Genomic DNA, 16065 nt, shown 5'->3' with positions numbered 1-16065 from the left:
GTCAATCTACAGGTCGAACTTGAATAAGGAGGAAATGAAAATGAAAAAAATCTTATTGTCTCTATCGCTGATTCTCGTTCTTGCGCTCGGTTCAATTGCCGTCTTTGCGGATGTTGCACAGCCTGCGGTTAAATATCAAAGCAATGTGGAAATTTTGGCTGAGCTTCTTGATCAAGATCCAAGTGATATTATCGACAAATTGAAAGCTGGCGAATCGCTAAGTGAGCAAGCTGAGGCCGCTGATCGATTCGATGAATTTGTCGCCAAAATTAAGGAGGCTAAAATTGCCAGAATTGACGCCCTGGTTGCCAATGGTACACTAAACGCTGAACGTGCAGAAGCAATGAAAGACTTTATAGAAAACCATGTCTGCGACGGTACTCAAGCCTATGCTATGAGAACTCAGCTTAATAACGGCGAGCGCTTTGGTCTTGGTCAAGGCAGAGTCAATGGCGGACAAGGTCTCGGACAAGCAAACGGCGATGCTGCCGGTCTTGGCCAAGGCTATGGACCTGGAAATGGCGGTCGTGGCGGCATGATGCGCGGCGGCATGATGGGCCAAGGCTTGGGACGAGGCATGATGGGACAAGGCTTCAACGCTGTAATACCTGCCAATTAAGAGTTGCTCAGCTAAATCCATAAAACCAAACAGACAAAAGAAGTCCCAACCGCGATCACTCATAGCGGTTGGGACTTCTTTTCAGTATTTAGGATCTGTACTCTCCGTTGATCTTCACATACTCATAGGTCAGGTCACAGCCCCAGGCTTCTGCTGACGCAGAGCCCTCTCCAAGCTGAGCCACAATATCTATGGTGCTGGATTCGAGGATCTTTAGTGCCTTTTCTTCGTCAAAAATCAGTCCCGCGCCCTTCTCCATAAGCTTAATGCTTCCAAATTCACTTTCGAAATAAAGGTCTACAATGTCCGGGTTGAATATGCCGCCGGAATACCCCATGGCACAGAGGACTCGGCCCCAGTTCGCGTCGCGTCCAAAGATAGCCGCTTTAACCAGTGATGACGTCGTGACGCTTCGAGCGAGCAAACGCGCGTCCTTTTCCGTTCTGGCACCATTAATTTTTACTTGAATTAACTTTGTAGCGCCTTCGCCATCTTTGGCGATCAGCTTGGCCAAAGTTTTTTGAACATTAATGAAAGCTTCTCTAAAAGCCTCATAATCCTTGGTTCCGGGTTGAAGCGCAGGATTGCCTGCTTCGCAGGAGCTAAGCGCCAGTGACATGTCATTGGTCGAGGTGTCGCCGTCTACAGAAATCATGTTGAAGGTTATATCTGTTGACTCCTGCTGAAGCTTCTGGAACACGTCCTTTTCAATATTCGCGTCTGTCAAAGTGAAACCAAGCATAGTCGCCATATTTGGGTGAATCATGCCACTGCCCTTGGAAAATCCAACAATTTGGACGGTCACACCGGACTCGGGAAGTGTTACCGACTGCGCAGCTAACTTTCTGAAGGTATCTGTTGTCATAATGCCTTGAGCCGCTTCTGCAAGACCGTCTGCTTTCAGCAGCGGCATAGCTTTCTCAAGTCCTGCTTCGATCTTTTCTACCGGAAGCGGCACACCAATAATCCCGGTGGAAGAGACCAGTACAGAGGCGGGAGAAACTCCGAGAAGCTCACCGGCTTTAACAACCGTGCGCTTTGCGTCGCTTAAGCCCCGTTCTCCATTACAAGCGTTGGCGTTTCCGCTGTTAATGACGACGGCATGCACCAGCGGGTGCTTCAGGTTTTCCTGGGAGACAATGACTGGCGCGGCTTTTGAAAGATTCGTCGTGAACACCGCTGCTGCCACGGCCCCTTTTTCACAGGTGATGACAGTCAAGTCTTTGTTCTGTTTTTTAATGCCGCAGTAGAGGGCACAGGCTTTAAATCCCGGGACTGAAACATTTTCCAATAGTTGATCATTCATAAATTGTGAACCTCCTAAATTCAGGTTAATGGATTTTCGAAGCAAGTGAGATCAATTCATAAGCATAAATGTCTTATGGGTAGAGCGGCAGCATATTAATGCCCGCTGTTTCCTCAAATCCAAACATCAGATTGAAATTGTGGACCGCCTGACCGCTGGCCCCTTTTACCAGATTGTCTATGACGCCCATAGCGACCAATGTCGACGTATCCTCATCAATTGTCACCCAAACATCACAGTAATTGCTGCCTCTCACGTTGCGGGTCTCTGGCTGCTCATCCAGAACTCTGACAAATGGCGCATCTTTATAGAATTCTTTATAATAGTTCAAAATTGACGACTTGGCCCACTCGAGCTTTTCAGGCTTGATTGCTGCATAGACCGTAGACTGAATCCCGCGGCTCATAGGCACAATTGAAGGTGCGAACAGCAGCCCAACCGCTTCGCCGGCTGCCTGGGACATTTCCTGTGCAATTTCAGCCGTATGGCGATGCTTGCCGGTTTTATACGGCCGCACCGTTTCCGCGACCTCTGTGAACAGGGAAGAGATCGCAGCGGTCTTTCCTGCGCCGCTCATCCCGGATTTTGAATCTGCGACAATTCGATCCGTCTCGACGACGCCGGCTTTCAGTGCAGGGATCAGTGCCAAAAGAATAGAAGTCGGATAACAGCCAGGATTGCCGATGGTCCTGCAACCCACAATTTGATCGCGATGAACCTCAGGCAGTCCATAGACGAAGCGGTCCAGATACTGCGGACATGTGTGATCGCCATACCATTTCTTATAAACTTCGACATCGTGAATTCTAAAATCAGCACCCAGGTCAATGATGCCCACCTCAGGCTCATTCTCAATCAGAAACTGCGCATAAGGCATTGAGGCTCCGTGCGGCAACGCGAGGAACACAGCACCAATGTCGTTCTCCTTCACAAAACCAGGAATCAGCAGATCGGTGGCCGGCAGCAGAAGCTCTTCCATCCGGCCTTTAAATGCTGGATTCAAATCTGAATAACGCACACCAGCAGTCGAAGAAGCCATCAAAAAAACCTTCCCAACCTGTGGATGATTCATAAGAAGCGCGACCAGCTGCTGACCAGCGTATCCAGATGCGCCTACAACACATACATTCATATTAAAACCTCCATAAAAAGTAGTGAGGATAATTATACACAAAAAATTAAAACAATTCAATAATATGAAGATTAATTCTGTCTCAAGACAGGTAGTCGCACGTCATTTAGACCGTCGAATGGCATGCTGATGCAAACGAGAGAATTCATATTATCAGGTAGAATAGCATTAAAAGTATGAGTTGTTCCCATAGATACCCCAAAATATGAAATACAGAAGAAACAATTCATAAACAATTCAGAAAAAATGTTACAATAGATTAGATGCAGGGATTCAAACGCGCACAATCCTGTTCTGAATGGCCATCAGGGGCAATTCCTTCTAAAAAATGCAAATAAATGCGTACTAGCGCCTGTACAAAAACCTCAACTATCTAAATTGTCCGAATTTGGCGTGGATCTTTTTTAAATTTCCTGAGAGTAAGCTCCCATAATCGATGATGAGAAATACCCCAACCGACATTTTATAAAATTGAATGCATAAAATAGAAAGAAACCATCAAGAAAAAATTGAAATAATATGCATCGTTGTGTATAATATATTTACTTTCTTACAATTCTTGTGATCGAATAGGAGGTCATACAATGTCTGCATTTGTATCTGCACTAATTGAATCAATCCCGTACATACAGAGGTTTCGGGATAAAACCGTTGTGATCAAACTTGGCGGAAGCCTCGCTGATTCGCCTGAGGGCAGACGCGCCATCCTTCAGGATATAGTGCTTTTAAGCCTGGTCGGAATGAAAATTGTCCTGGTTCACGGTGGTGGAAAAGAGATCAGCGCAAGGCTGGACAAAATGGGGATTGAAACCGAATTTGTCGGTGGATATAGGGTGACTGGCGACGCCGCAATTACAGAAGTTGAAATGGTCCTGACCGGGAGAATCAATACCGAGCTGACACTTCTATTAAATAACGGCGGGATTAAAGCGGTCGGCATCAGCGGCAAAGATGGCGGCTGGCTCGAGGCCACCAAGAAGCATATTGTAGATGGTGACATTGGACACGTCGGTGAAGTCGCCACTGTAGATCCTACATTGATTAATCTGCTGATGTCCGGTGGGTATACGCCCATTATTTCGCCTATCGGCCATGACAAGGATGGGAAGACTTTCAACCTGAACGCGGATGATGTCGCTTCAGCTGTTGCTACAGCAGTTGGCGCGGAGAAGTTGATTCTGATGACAGATGTCAACGGTGTCTATAAAAATTTTCCGGATCCCGCAAGCTTTGTCAGCAAGCTGAATTTGGAGGAAGCAAAAGAAATTCTGAAGACCGTCAAGGGCGGCATGATTCCGAAGCTGACTTGCGCCGTCAATGCTATTGAAAGCGGCGTTCATTCCGTGCATCTGCTCAATGGCTCGACACCGCACAGTCTTTTGGTTGAAGTGTTTTCAGACAGCGGCATAGGGACTATGATCGAACGTTAACAAATGTCCGAGTATCCAGGATCCAATCCCATAACCCCAATAATCCAAGTGAGTGAAAGGAGTACCACCATGGAAAATGTAAAAGTTGATGAGAGTATAAAAGAAACTGCTGCTTCCATCCCTGCCGGTGACCCGTACAAAGCAGCCGTCATGCCGACTTATGGAAGATTTGATGTGATCTTTGACCACGGCAAAGGCGCCATGATCTGGGACACTAAAGGCGAAGCCTATTTGGATTTCGTCAGCGGTGTCGCTGTCAATGCCCTTGGCCACGGGAATACTGAAATTGCGAAAGTCATCTCAGAACAAGCTGCTAAGCTGATGCATATCAGCAATCTATACTGGAATGAACCCCAGCTGAAGCTTGCAAAGACCCTCATTGATTTATCTGAAGGTGTCCTCCAAGATGTCTTTTTCTGCAACAGTGGTACAGAAGCGCTGGAAGGTGCCATTAAGCTCGCCAGAAAATATGGCAAGAAGCGCGGCGCCGTCAAATTGGCTCATTTATCCCATAGTTTCCATGGACGCACCATGGGCGCGCTCTCCGTCACAGGACAGGAAAAGTACCAGGCGCCTTTTAAACCACTGATTCCAGAAGTCTACGAATTTCCGGCAAACGACATTGAGGCATTAAAAGCTCTGGACAGCAGCTACTGCGGAATCCTCGTCGAGCCAATTCAAGGTGAAGGCGGCGTCAACTCAATTTCCGACGACTACCTCAAAGCCCTGAGAGCCAAATGCGACGAGCTCGACGTTCTTTTAATCTTTGATGAAGTCCAGACTGGCATTGGCCGCTTGGGGACCTTTTATGCATTCCAATCCACCAGTGTCAAGCCGGATGTCGTCTGCCTCGCAAAGGGACTTGGCTGCGGCTTCCCAATTGGCGCCTTTGTCGCATCTAAAAAAGCCAGCGTTCTGGTCGCGGGCGATCATGGCTCCACTTTTGGCGGCAACCCATTGGCAACGGCAGTCGCGCTTAAAGGCGTCGAACTTATTTCCTCCCCGGCTTTTCTCGCTAATGTTCAGGATAAATCAGAAAAGATTTCTCAAAAACTTAGTGCTTTAGCCGATGGTCACATCATCAAATCCGTCAAAGGCAAGGGACTTTTGATTGGTGTCGAGCTTGGGATCGACTGTAAATCATTCAACACCGTGGCATTTGAAAATAAATTATTGCTGATCCCGGCAGGCGAAAACGTGATTCGTGTCCTTCCGCCACTCAATGTGACGGATGAAGAGATCGATCAGTTTTTTGAAAAACTGGCTGTAATTCTAGAATCATTAAAGGAAGAAAAGAATGCAAAGTAGGTTAACATAAAATACAAGGTGTCCAAAACAAAAATCTGAAAATTGGAACTTCTTTCAAAGGGTTGACACAGCTTGGTTTCTTGGGTAATATGGAGAAGTCGTCGCGAACGAGAAAAGATTTAAAATGACTTGACTTGACAAAAACGCGATGATAAACTGAAGAAGTCACTTGAGATATTGAATCGCAAAAATGGTTCAAAAGTGACCTCCATTCGATCCTTGAAAACTAAACAGTGTACAACCCAAAATTCTGAAATAAAAAGTCGGTTCAGCTTGGAACCGGCAAAGTGATTTCTGATTATGGAAATAACGGAAGTCAGTGTTACAACTGCAGTTTAAGGATTATGATTAAGAGTTTGATCCTGGCTCAGGATGAACGCTGGCGGCGTGCCTAACACATGCAAGTCGAGCGTGATTAGTTGGACTGGAGGCTTCGGCCAAAGGGAAGATTATGAAAGCGGCGGACGGGTGAGTAACGCGTGAGCAACCTGCCCTGTACAGGGGGATAGCCACTGGAAACGGTGATTAATACCCCATAACCCCAAAGGACCGCATGGTCCAATGGGCAAAGCCACAAGCGGTACAGGATGGGCTCGCGTCTGATTAGCTAGTTGGTGAGGTAACGGCTCACCAAGGCGACGATCAGTAGCCGACCTGAGAGGGTGAACGGCCACACTGGAACTGAGACACGGTCCAGACTCCTACGGGAGGCAGCAGTGGGGAATATTGCACAATGGGCGCAAGCCTGATGCAGCAACGCCGCGTGAGTGAAGAAGGCCTTCGGGTCGTAAAACTCTGTCCTAAGGGAAGAAGAAGTGACGGTACCTTAGGAGGAAGCCCCGGCTAACTACGTGCCAGCAGCCGCGGTAATACGTAGGGGGCAAGCGTTATCCGGAATCACTGGGCGTAAAGGGTGCGTAGGCGGCTGATCAAGCCAGGGGTGAAAGGCAATAGCTTAACTATTGTAAGCCTTTGGAACTGGTCAGCTTGAGTGCAGGAGAGGAAAGCGGAATTCCTAGTGTAGCGGTGAAATGCGTAGATATTAGGAGGAACACCCGTGGCGAAGGCGGCTTTCTGGACTGTAACTGACGCTGAGGCACGAAAGCGTGGGGAGCAAACAGGATTAGATACCCTGGTAGTCCACGCTGTAAACGATGAATACTAGGTGTCGGGGGTCAAAGCCCGGTGCCGCAGCTAACGCATTAAGTATTCCGCCTGGGGAGTACGGTCGCAAGACTGAAACTCAAAGGAATTGACGGGGACCCGCACAAGCAGCGGAGCATGTGGTTTAATTCGAAGCAACGCGAAGAACCTTACCAGGTCTTGACATCCCTCTGAATGGCGCTTAGCAGCGCAGGTCTTTCGGGACAGAGGAGACAGGTGGTGCATGGTTGTCGTCAGCTCGTGTCGTGAGATGTTGGGTTAAGTCCCGCAACGAGCGCAACCCTTGCCTTTAGTTGCCAGCACATTATGGTGGGCACTCTAGAGGGACTGCCGGTGACAAACCGGAGGAAGGTGGGGATGACGTCAAATCATCATGCCCCTTATGATCTGGGCTACACACGTGCTACAATGGCCGGTACAACGAGAAGCGAAACCGCGAGGTGAAGCAAATCTTTTAAAGCCGGTCCCAGTTCGGATTGCAGGCTGAAACTCGCCTGCATGAAGTTGGAGTTGCTAGTAATCGCGGATCAGCATGCCGTGGTGAATGCGTTCCCGGGTCTTGTACACACCGCCCGTCACACCATGGAAGTTGGGGGGACCCGAAGCCAGTGATCCAACCGCAAGGAGGAAGCTGTCGAAGGTAAAACCAATGACTGGGGTGAAGTCGTAACAAGGTAGCCGTATCGGAAGGTGCGGCTGGATCACCTCCTTTCTAAGGAGAAAATTGGGGTACACTGTTTAGTTTTGAGGGATTGATGAAAGTCAATTTCTTAAAAACATCATATTGAGTTGTTGGCGTAAGGTTACATTGGTAACTTTGCATCATCAACAGACAAAAGTTCGCGCTGAGAGCGCCGTAAGGCCACGATCGAAGCGATAACTTTTGCGATTTGTGGGGGATTAGCTCAGCTGGGAGAGCACCTGCCTTGCACGCAGGGGGTCAAGAGTTCGATCCTCTTATCCTCCACCATTTCCTTTTATAAGGAAAAACTTAAAGTTGAACGACTACTTTTGTAGCTGTTCGAGATCGCACCTTGAAAACTGCATATGGAAGAAAACGAAGAAATATCGAGGATAAACCCATGACGAGAGATCGTCATATGATCAAGCAATAAAGAGCATAGGGTGGATGCCTTGGCACCAGACGCCGATGAAGGACGTGGTAAGCTGCGAAAAGCTGCGGGGAGTTGCAAGCAAACCTTGATCCGCAGATGTCCGAATGGGGAAACCCATCTGCCGTAGTGGGCAGATATCCGTACATGAATACATAGTGTGCGGAAGGGAGACTCGGGGAACTGAAACATCTAAGTACCCGAAGGAAGAGAAAGAAAGTATCGATTTTCTGAGTAGCGGCGAGCGAAAGGGAAACAGCCCAAACCGAGGCCTACGGGCGTCGGGGTTGCGGACGAGCCATAGAGTAAGAGGTAACCTAGTCAAAGAGTGCTGGAAAGCGCTGCCGTAGAGGGTGATAGCCCCGTAGACGAAAGGTGAAGACTGAAAGAGCTCGATCCAGAGTACCACGGGACACGTGAAATCCTGTGGGAAGCAGGGAGGACCATCTCCCAAGGCTAAATACGATCTGGTGACCGATAGCGCATAGTACCGTGAGGGAAAGGTGAAAAGAACCCCGGGAGGGGAGTGAAATAGAACCTGAAACCCTATGTTTACAAGCAGTGGAAGCGCCTGAAGATGCGCGACCACGTACTTTTTGTAGAACGGGCCAACGAGTTACGTTACGCAGCAAGGTTAAGTGCTTAAGGTACGGAGCCGAAGCGAAAGCGAGTCTGAATAGGGCGAAAGTTGTGTGACGTAGACCCGAAACCGGGTGACCTATCCATGAGCAGAGTGAAGCAAAAGTAAAATTTTGTGGAGGCTCGAACCCATGTCTGTTGAAAAAGGCTGGGATGACTTGTGGATAGCGGAGAAATTCCAATCGAACTCGGAGATAGCTGGTTCTCCCCGAAATAGCTTTAGGGCTAGCCTTAAAGAATGAGACACGGAGGTAGAGCACTGAATGGCCTAGGGGCTTTCACCGGCTACCGAAGCTTATCAAACTCCGAATGCCGTGATCTTAACTTTAGGAGTCAGACCATGTGTGATAAGATTCATGGTCGAAAGGGAAACAGCCCAGACCGTCAGCTAAGGTCCCAAAATGCAGGTTAAGTGGAAAAGGATGTGGAATTGCACAGACAACTAGGATGTTGGCTTAGAAGCAGCCATACATTTAAAGAGTGCGTAATAGCTCACTAGTCGAGTGGTTCTGCGCCGAAAATGTCCGGGGCTAAAACCTGCTACCGAAGCTACGGCTTGATGCTATGCATCAGGGGTAGGGGAGCATTGTGTAAGGGCAGAAGGTATACCGAAAGGCGTGCTGGACATTACACAAGAGAGAATGTTGGCATGAGTAGCGAGAGGCAGGTGAGAATCCTGCCCGCCGAAAATCTAAGGTTTCCTGGGGAAGGTTCGTCCGCCCAGGGTAAGTCAGGACCTAAGCTGAGGACGAAAGTCGTAGGCGATGGACAACAGGTGAAGAGTCCTGTACCGCCAAATAGCGTTTGAGAGATGGAGTGACGCAGGAGGATAGGCAGAGCGCACGGTTGGAAGAGTGCGTCCAAGGGCGAAGTCTGTACGGGGAGGCAAATCCCCCTGTATAAGGATGACGCTTGATGGGGAGTGAAACTAAGTAACGAAGCTGCTGATTTCAGACTGACAAGAAAAGCTTCTATCGAGTTATAAGGCGCCTGTACCGCAATCCGACACAGGTAGATGAGTAGAGAATACTAAGGCGAGCGAGAGAACCATTGTTAAGGAACTCGGCAAAATAACCCCGTAACTTCGGGAGAAGGGGTGCCCCAGACGGTGTCAAAGCCGACTGGGGCCGCAGAAAACAGGCCCAAGCGACTGTTTAACAAAAACACAGGTCTCTGCTAAATCGAAAGATGATGTATAGGGGCTGACGCCTGCCCGGTGCTGGAAGGTTAAGAGGAAGTGTCAGAGCGATCGAAGCACTGAATTGAAGCCCCAGTAAACGGCGGCCGTAACTATAACGGTCCTAAGGTAGCGAAATTCCTTGTCGGGTAAGTTCCGACCCGCACGAAAGGCGTAACGATTTGGGCACTGTCTCAACAATGGACTCGGTGAAATTGTAGTATGGGTAAAGATGCCCATTACCCGCAGCAGGACGGAAAGACCCCGTGGAGCTTTACTGTAGCTTGGCACTGAACATTGGTATTGGATGTACAGGATAGGTGGGAGACTAAGAGGCATGGACGCCAGTCTGTGCGGAGTCGACGTTGGGATACCACCCTTTCAATATCGCTGTTCTAACCCGAAGCCGTGATCCGGCTTGGGGACACTGCCAGGTGGGCAGTTTGACTGGGGCGGTCGCCTCCCAAAATGTAACGGAGGCGCTCAAAGGTTCCCTCAGTGCGGTTGGAAATCGCGCGAAGAGTGCAAAGGCAAAAGGGAGCTTGATTGCGAGACAGACAAGTCGAGCAAGTACGAAAGTAGGACTTAGTGATCCGGCGGTACCGAATGGAAGGGCCGTCGCTCAACGGATAAAAGCTACCCCGGGGATAACAGGCTTATCTCCCCCAAGAGTCCACATCGACGGGGAGGTTTGGCACCTCGATGTCGGCTCGTCTCATCCTGGGGCTGAAGTAGGTCCCAAGGGTTGGGCTGTTCGCCCATTAAAGAGGCACGCGAGCTGGGTTCAGAACGTCGTGAGACAGTTCGGTCCCTATCCGCTGTGGGCGCAGGAAATTTGAGAGGCGCTGTCCTTAGTACGAGAGGACCGGGATGGACGCACCGCTGGTGTATCGGTTGTTCCGCCAGGAGCACGGCCGAGTAGCTATGTGCGGCAGGGATAAGCGCTGAAGGCATCTAAGCGCGAAGCCCCCCTCAAGATGAGATTTCCCATTCGAAAGAAGTAAGACCCCTGATAGACTAACAGGTTGATAGGTCTGAGGTGTAAGAGCGGTAACGCTTTCAGCTGACAGATACTAATAGGTCGAGGGCTTGATCAAGGTTTACAAATCGATATTAGAGTAATCTTCCGTATGCGGTTTTGAAGGTATGAATCATACTTTCAGACTTGGTTAGATCAGAGCGCAAGGCAAGTTTGCCAACTCTTGAAGCTAACGATCCGGTGACTATAGAGAAAGGGCCACACCTGTTCCCATCTCGAACACAGAAGTTAAGCCTTTCATCGCTGATGGTACTTGGGGGGCAGCCCCCTGGGAGAGTAAGTCGTCGCCGGGTAAATGGTGAATCTGATTGAAGACTTCGGTCTTCAATCAGAAACTCCAGGATTTACAGCTAGAAACGCTAAAACGTTACTTCTGGTAACTCACGTTCCAAGGTAGCTCAATGGTGGAGCAACCGGCTGTTAACCGGTAGGTTGTGGGTTCGAGCCCCACCCTTGGAGCCATTTCTTGCCGGAGTGGCGGAACTGGCAGACGCACAGGACTTAAAATCCTGCGGTCCTCAAAGACCGTACCGGTTCGATTCCGGTCTCCGGCACCAGTTAGTTTTTTTATGCGAATGCGGGGCACTAGCCGCTGAGCAAAAAAAACGGTCTTTTCCCGAAGGGAAAAGAAACTACATCTATATTTGCAGCTTAAAATTTGCAAGTAAAACAACGTACCACACTCGTCGCGGAGTGGAGCAGATGGAAGCTCGTCGGGCTCATAACCCGGAGGTCGCAGGTTCGAATCCTGTCTCCGCAACCATTAAATTCTCGGCCCCTTGGTCAAGCGGTCAAGACACCGCCCTTTCACGGCGGTAACAGGGGTTCGATTCCCCTAGGGGTCACCAATCACGGGAGCTTAGCTCAGCTGGGAGAGCATTTGCCTTACAAGCAAGAGGTCACAGGTTCGATCCCTGTAGCTCCCACCAACTACTTTCAAGTAGTAAGGGTGGAAAGATTACTTAGCGTCACCTCAAACGCGAAGTAAAAGGAAGCCGTAAGAAACCACGGCCTGGTAGTTCAGTCGGTTAGAACGCTAGCCTGTCACGCTAGAGGTCGAGGGTTCGAGTCCCTTCCAGGTCGCCAATTACAATTTCAAACATGGGGGGGTTCCCGAGTGGCCAAAGGGGACGGACTGTAAATCCGTTATCTACGATTTCGAAGGTTCGAATCCTTCTCCCCCCACCAAAGTACTTTAAATAGGTTCATAGTGTACCGAATCATCAAATCTATGCGGAAGTGGCTCAGAGGTAGAGCATCGCCTTGCCAAGGCGAGGGTCGCGAGTTCGAATCTCGTCTTCCGCTCCAATGAATTTCAGACGTAACTACTAGGCGCCTAGTAGTTGCGAATGAACATGACCCATTAGCTCAGTCGGTAGAGCACTTGACTTTTAATCAAGGTGTCCCGCGTTCGAGCCGCGGATGGGTCACCAATCTGGCGCCATAGCCAAGTGGTAAGGCAGAGGTCTGCAAAACCTCTATTCCCCAGTTCAAATCTGGGTGGCGCCTCCAAAAATATGCGCTCGTAGCTCAGTTGGATAGAGTGTCTGACTACGAATCAGAAGGTCGGGGGTTCGAATCCCTCCGGGCGCACCATTAAAAAACACGTACATCAAGGCCTCCGAGAAATCGGGGGCCTTGATGTTTTTTAATGTTAGAAACTCGGTGTCTGACACCGAGTTTCTCTTTTTTTTTTTTATAATTTCCAATTAATAAATTGCTTTTATATCTATAAATGTGATAAAATATAAATGTAGACACAAAATAACAAAAATGACAATAATAACTAAATATTACCATTCTGAAAACTTTATAACCTTTATAACTTGATTAAATCAATCGTAATATAGCCCCACGCTTCTTTTTCCAGATAGATTCTGAAGGAGGCTTGACATTGTCAGATTACAAAACTCAACAGGACTTTGTTTATTATGATGATTATTGGAAATACGTCATTGATAAGAATATGAAAGAAGCACAGAAGCGTTATGAGACTGAGTTAAGTCAGCGACATGAAACCAGGCGTTTAAATGCTGCTATTCAAATTATTGCGATATGTGCAGTTCTATGCCTGGCATTCTCCGGTGTTGTGATTCGCAGTGCAGCGATCTACCAGGCTAAATATGAAATTCATATTTTACATAATGAGATTCGAGACATGCAGCTTGAAGTGGAAGAATTGAGAGCTCACATCGACAATGCAGTATCGCTCAATCATGTAGAATCAGTTGCTTTAAATGAATTGAAGATGCAATACCCTGAGTCAAATCAAGTCGTCCATGTTGCATCAAACTGGAATTATACTTTGGATGACTTAGAGGATGACAGCCAAATGGCAGTAGTTGAGAAGGGTCTGGCATTTGCAGCGAAATTGAATTGAATATTTCTTTTACCGAAACTGTAAAAGGTGCAGTTTTGTTATGACCATGTCATAGCAAAACCGCACCTTTTCAATTAATTGGCAGTAATAAATCAGTAAATTCATATCTTACTGAAGCATAAACAGAAATTGCTTTTAAAACGGGTGATCTCCAGGAAGCTGTCTTTGAAATAGGCCTAAGTCTAATGGAACCAGAGCTAAGACATAGGCGTCTAAACATTTGCGTTACTTACTTGCATTTTCTTTACAATCTCGTGGCAGTGACATTAAAACATAATTACAATTACACTGCAGCCCCCTCTGGCAAATTAAATATGAGTATAATAGTGTTGTATGGAATAATAACTGTAACTAAGCAACGAAAGGGGTTTTAAGACAGATGAGAAAGTTGTGGACCGTTTGGTTACTTATGATTGTTGTGCTGCTTGGCGTTGTCCAACCATCGATGGCTGGAGAAGCGAGATCAGGATTTAAAATAGAGGTTGATGGAAAAGTACAGGATTATACCGCAAGGACTGTTACCATTGAAGTAAAGGATGAGGGGATCGCCATTGGCGATATGCCCGCCATCATCCTTGAAGGAAGAACGTTGGTTCCAATCAAGGAAGTCTTTGAAAGCGAAGGTTTTGGTGCAAAGGTGGAATGGAACCACGAAAAAAAGGAAGTAACAGTGTCTTACAACGGCAACACAATCGTTGTTGCCATCAATAGTAACGTTGCTTATGTCAACGGTGAGAAGAAGCAAATTGATCCGGACAACGTCAAGGTTGTCCCTAAACTCATTAGAGACATGAGTAAGCAATATGCCAAGACTATGATTCCACTCAGGTTCGTTTCAGAAACGCTGGGTTATGAAGTCGCATGGGACCCTCAAACTTATACAGCCGCGATCATCGCTCCTGAAAGTGAACCTGTTCCTGAACCTGAACCACTTCCAACACCTGAACCAGAACCGGTTCCGACACCTGTCCCTCAACCCCAGCCTCAGCCAGAACCGGAAAAAGAACCTGAAGCTGAGCCACTTCCGAGTTATGATTCAGATATTGATGATGCCGTAAGTACCAACAGCAATTTCATATTAACGACAGGCAGCAGTATGAAGTCGTTGCCCACTGCGTTAAAACGAAATCCAATTCTTTGGACGGATGGTAATCCCAATAACGCAATCACATTGAAAATGCCCGAGGTGGAAGTGGACTTAGATGCTGTTGAAGGCGAAGTTGTGAAGATCCTATCTCTGAAGTACTCATTGAATAAGTCAGCTCCGAGATTTGAAATAACAGCATCAGGCCCTTTTTCTGACGTTGATATACAAACCATGGACAAGAAGTTGGTTTTGGATATAATAAACGCACAAAATGGGCTCTCACAGGTGACCTATAAAGACAACCCTGTGGCTGTCGGATACCGAACCAGTCAATATAACACTGACCCTATGACGACGCGAGTAGTCCTTGACTTAAAGAGTAATAATGAAAGATGTTTCGTCACTTTAAGCGAAGACAGAAAAAGTCTGATCGTAGAATTTGAGCCTAAGACCATTCACACCATTGAGTTGGGACAGAGTCACCTCGGAGATTTTATTCGGGTCGCTGGAATGGCGCCAACGAGTGTCAAGACCTTCAGAATGTCGGATCCGGACAGGGTGGTAATTGATCTCGTGGGTACGCAGTCTTCCATCGGCTGGAGGGAAGCGTCGGCGAACGGACAATTCGTAACCGGAATCAGAACAGACCAATACAACGCCGTTACAACCCGCGTTGTAGCCGTTATGGACGGTACAGCAAATTATGAGGTGATCCAGAACGGTTCTGAAACCTGGATTCAATTTACTCAAACAGGGCTGAAAAGCTTCGAATATGCGAGCAGTGACACAAATCCAATGATTCGCTTCAGTCAGAGAAACTTGAGCTTTGACAAATCGCAAATCGAAGTGATTGACGACTACGAGAACATGACCTACACCTTCATACTGCCGGAGGATGTTTCCGATAGTTTTGGAAGCGGGAAGCTGGTCGTGGATGATCGAGCTATTGATAATATTGAGTTGAAGCAGGATCCGGATGGAAGATCGCGGATTGTCATCAAACAGCTGGAGTATTACGAGTACAAGCTGGAAGTGACCGCCAAGGGCATAGTGATCGCAGGCTATAAACCCAAGGCGCTCTATGACAAAATTATAGTAATAGACGCAGGTCACGGCGGGACAGATCCAGGTGCGGTGGCAGGCGGCGAACATGAAAAGTCCATCAACCTGAAGGTCTCAAATTATGTCAAATCCCTCTTTGAAGGCTCTGAGGATTATAAGGTGTATTACACCAGAACCTCTGACGTCAACAAGAGTCTTCAGTACAGGACGGATCTTGCCAATACGCTGGAGGCTGACATCTTTGTCAGCATTCATAACAATGCCATGAATACTTCGTCATTTCAGGGGATGGAAACACTCTATATGCCAGGCGGATCGACGTCGAAATTGAGTTCAATTTCAATCGCAAAGATTTTCCATGACACACTGCTTCCAATAGTGGAGGTTGCAGACCGGGGACTGAAGCCGCGAGATGGCTTGTATGTTCTGAGGCATACGAAAATGCCTGCAATAATTTTGGAGCTCGGGTTCATGACGAATCCAAGTGATCTGGCGAAGCTGACGAACCCTGAGGTTCAGAAGCGTGTCGCTGAGGGCATTTATCAGGCGACTGAAACCGTCTTCAACCGATTCCCAACAACCAGATAGAACCAGACAAGATGCTTGAATG

Annotated in this window: 7 protein-coding genes, 12 tRNA genes and 3 rRNA genes; 20 read left to right on the top strand and 2 right to left on the bottom strand. The window is 47.8% G+C overall.

The genetic code is table 11. The features are described from left to right. The first annotated feature begins 40 nt into the window (after window positions 1-40). A complete protein-coding gene (locus AC4PHM_RS06615; RefSeq protein WP_492020099.1) occupies window positions 41-619 on the top strand; it encodes a hypothetical protein in 579 nt (192 codons plus the stop codon). 88 nt (window positions 620-707) lie between these two features. On the opposite strand, the gene argJ is transcribed toward AC4PHM_RS06615, so the two are convergent. Both argJ and argC read right to left on the bottom strand, forming a co-directional pair. Then, entirely contained in the window at window positions 708-1925 is a 1218-nt protein-coding gene (gene argJ, locus AC4PHM_RS06610) for a bifunctional glutamate N-acetyltransferase/amino-acid acetyltransferase ArgJ (protein WP_492020098.1), read from the bottom strand. Window positions 1926-1998: 73 nt separating this feature from the next. Further along, on the bottom strand, window positions 1999-3057 hold the full coding sequence (argC, locus tag AC4PHM_RS06605) for an N-acetyl-gamma-glutamyl-phosphate reductase (protein WP_492020097.1): 1059 nt from the start codon (window positions 3055-3057) through the stop codon (window positions 1999-2001). Between the two features lie 584 nt (window positions 3058-3641). On the opposite strand from argC, the gene argB reads away from it, so the two are divergent. The 19 genes from argB (at window position 3642) to AC4PHM_RS06510 (ending at window position 16043) form a co-directional block, all read left to right on the top strand. Then, the gene (argB, locus tag AC4PHM_RS06600; RefSeq protein WP_492020096.1) at window positions 3642-4487 is read left to right on the top strand and encodes an acetylglutamate kinase; all 846 of its coding nucleotides are present in this window, start codon (window positions 3642-3644) and stop codon (window positions 4485-4487) included. Between the two features lie 69 nt (window positions 4488-4556). Beyond that, window positions 4557-5795 carry an aspartate aminotransferase family protein gene (locus AC4PHM_RS06595; protein ID WP_492020095.1) on the top strand — a complete coding sequence of 413 codons (1239 nt, stop codon included), beginning with the start codon at window positions 4557-4559 and terminating at the stop codon, window positions 5793-5795. Window positions 5796-6139: 344 nt separating this feature from the next. After that, a 16S ribosomal RNA gene (locus AC4PHM_RS06590) occupies window positions 6140-7671 on the top strand. A 182-nt stretch (window positions 7672-7853) separates the two neighbouring features. Further along, window positions 7854-7929: transfer RNA gene (locus AC4PHM_RS06585), tRNA-Ala, on the top strand. A gap of 132 nt (window positions 7930-8061) precedes the next feature. Further along, window positions 8062-10984, top strand: a 23S ribosomal RNA gene (locus tag AC4PHM_RS06580). A 118-nt stretch (window positions 10985-11102) separates the two neighbouring features. Next, a 5S ribosomal RNA gene (rrf, locus tag AC4PHM_RS06575) occupies window positions 11103-11219 on the top strand. The 16S, 23S and 5S rRNA genes sit together here with 12 tRNA genes alongside, the layout of an rRNA operon. A 94-nt stretch (window positions 11220-11313) precedes the next feature. Beyond that, window positions 11314-11388 (top strand) — tRNA-Asn (locus tag AC4PHM_RS06570). Between the two features lie 6 nt (window positions 11389-11394). Further along, window positions 11395-11483: transfer RNA gene (locus tag AC4PHM_RS06565), tRNA-Leu, on the top strand. 130 nt (window positions 11484-11613) lie between these two features. Continuing rightward, window positions 11614-11689 (top strand) — tRNA-Met (locus tag AC4PHM_RS06560). 10 nt (window positions 11690-11699) lie between these two features. Then, window positions 11700-11774, top strand: a tRNA-Glu gene (locus tag AC4PHM_RS06555). A 5-nt stretch (window positions 11775-11779) separates the two neighbouring features. After that, window positions 11780-11855: transfer RNA gene (locus tag AC4PHM_RS06550), tRNA-Val, on the top strand. An 80-nt stretch (window positions 11856-11935) separates the two neighbouring features. Further along, window positions 11936-12012, top strand: a tRNA-Asp gene (locus AC4PHM_RS06545). 17 nt (window positions 12013-12029) lie between these two features. Next, window positions 12030-12114 (top strand) — tRNA-Tyr (locus AC4PHM_RS06540). A gap of 45 nt (window positions 12115-12159) precedes the next feature. Then, window positions 12160-12234: transfer RNA gene (locus AC4PHM_RS06535), tRNA-Gly, on the top strand. Window positions 12235-12283: 49 nt separating this feature from the next. Then, window positions 12284-12359: transfer RNA gene (locus AC4PHM_RS06530), tRNA-Lys, on the top strand. 4 nt (window positions 12360-12363) lie between these two features. Continuing rightward, a tRNA-Cys gene (locus AC4PHM_RS06525) sits at window positions 12364-12438 on the top strand. A 7-nt stretch (window positions 12439-12445) separates the two neighbouring features. Then, window positions 12446-12522, top strand: a tRNA-Arg gene (locus tag AC4PHM_RS06520). 298 nt (window positions 12523-12820) lie between these two features. Then, window positions 12821-13306 carry an FtsB/FtsL family cell division protein gene (locus tag AC4PHM_RS06515; RefSeq protein ID WP_492020094.1) on the top strand — a complete coding sequence of 162 codons (486 nt, stop codon included), beginning with the start codon at window positions 12821-12823 and terminating at the stop codon, window positions 13304-13306. 379 nt (window positions 13307-13685) lie between these two features. Further along, window positions 13686-16043, top strand: coding sequence for an N-acetylmuramoyl-L-alanine amidase (locus tag AC4PHM_RS06510; RefSeq protein ID WP_492020093.1), 2358 nt, complete (start codon window positions 13686-13688; stop codon window positions 16041-16043). Window positions 16044-16065: the final 22 nt, after the last annotated feature.

The sequence above is a fragment of the Acidaminobacter sp. QWL-03 genome (assembly GCF_058683855.1).
The sequence above is the reverse complement of the archived record's forward strand: the minus strand, read 5'-3'. Positions and strand labels throughout refer to the sequence as shown.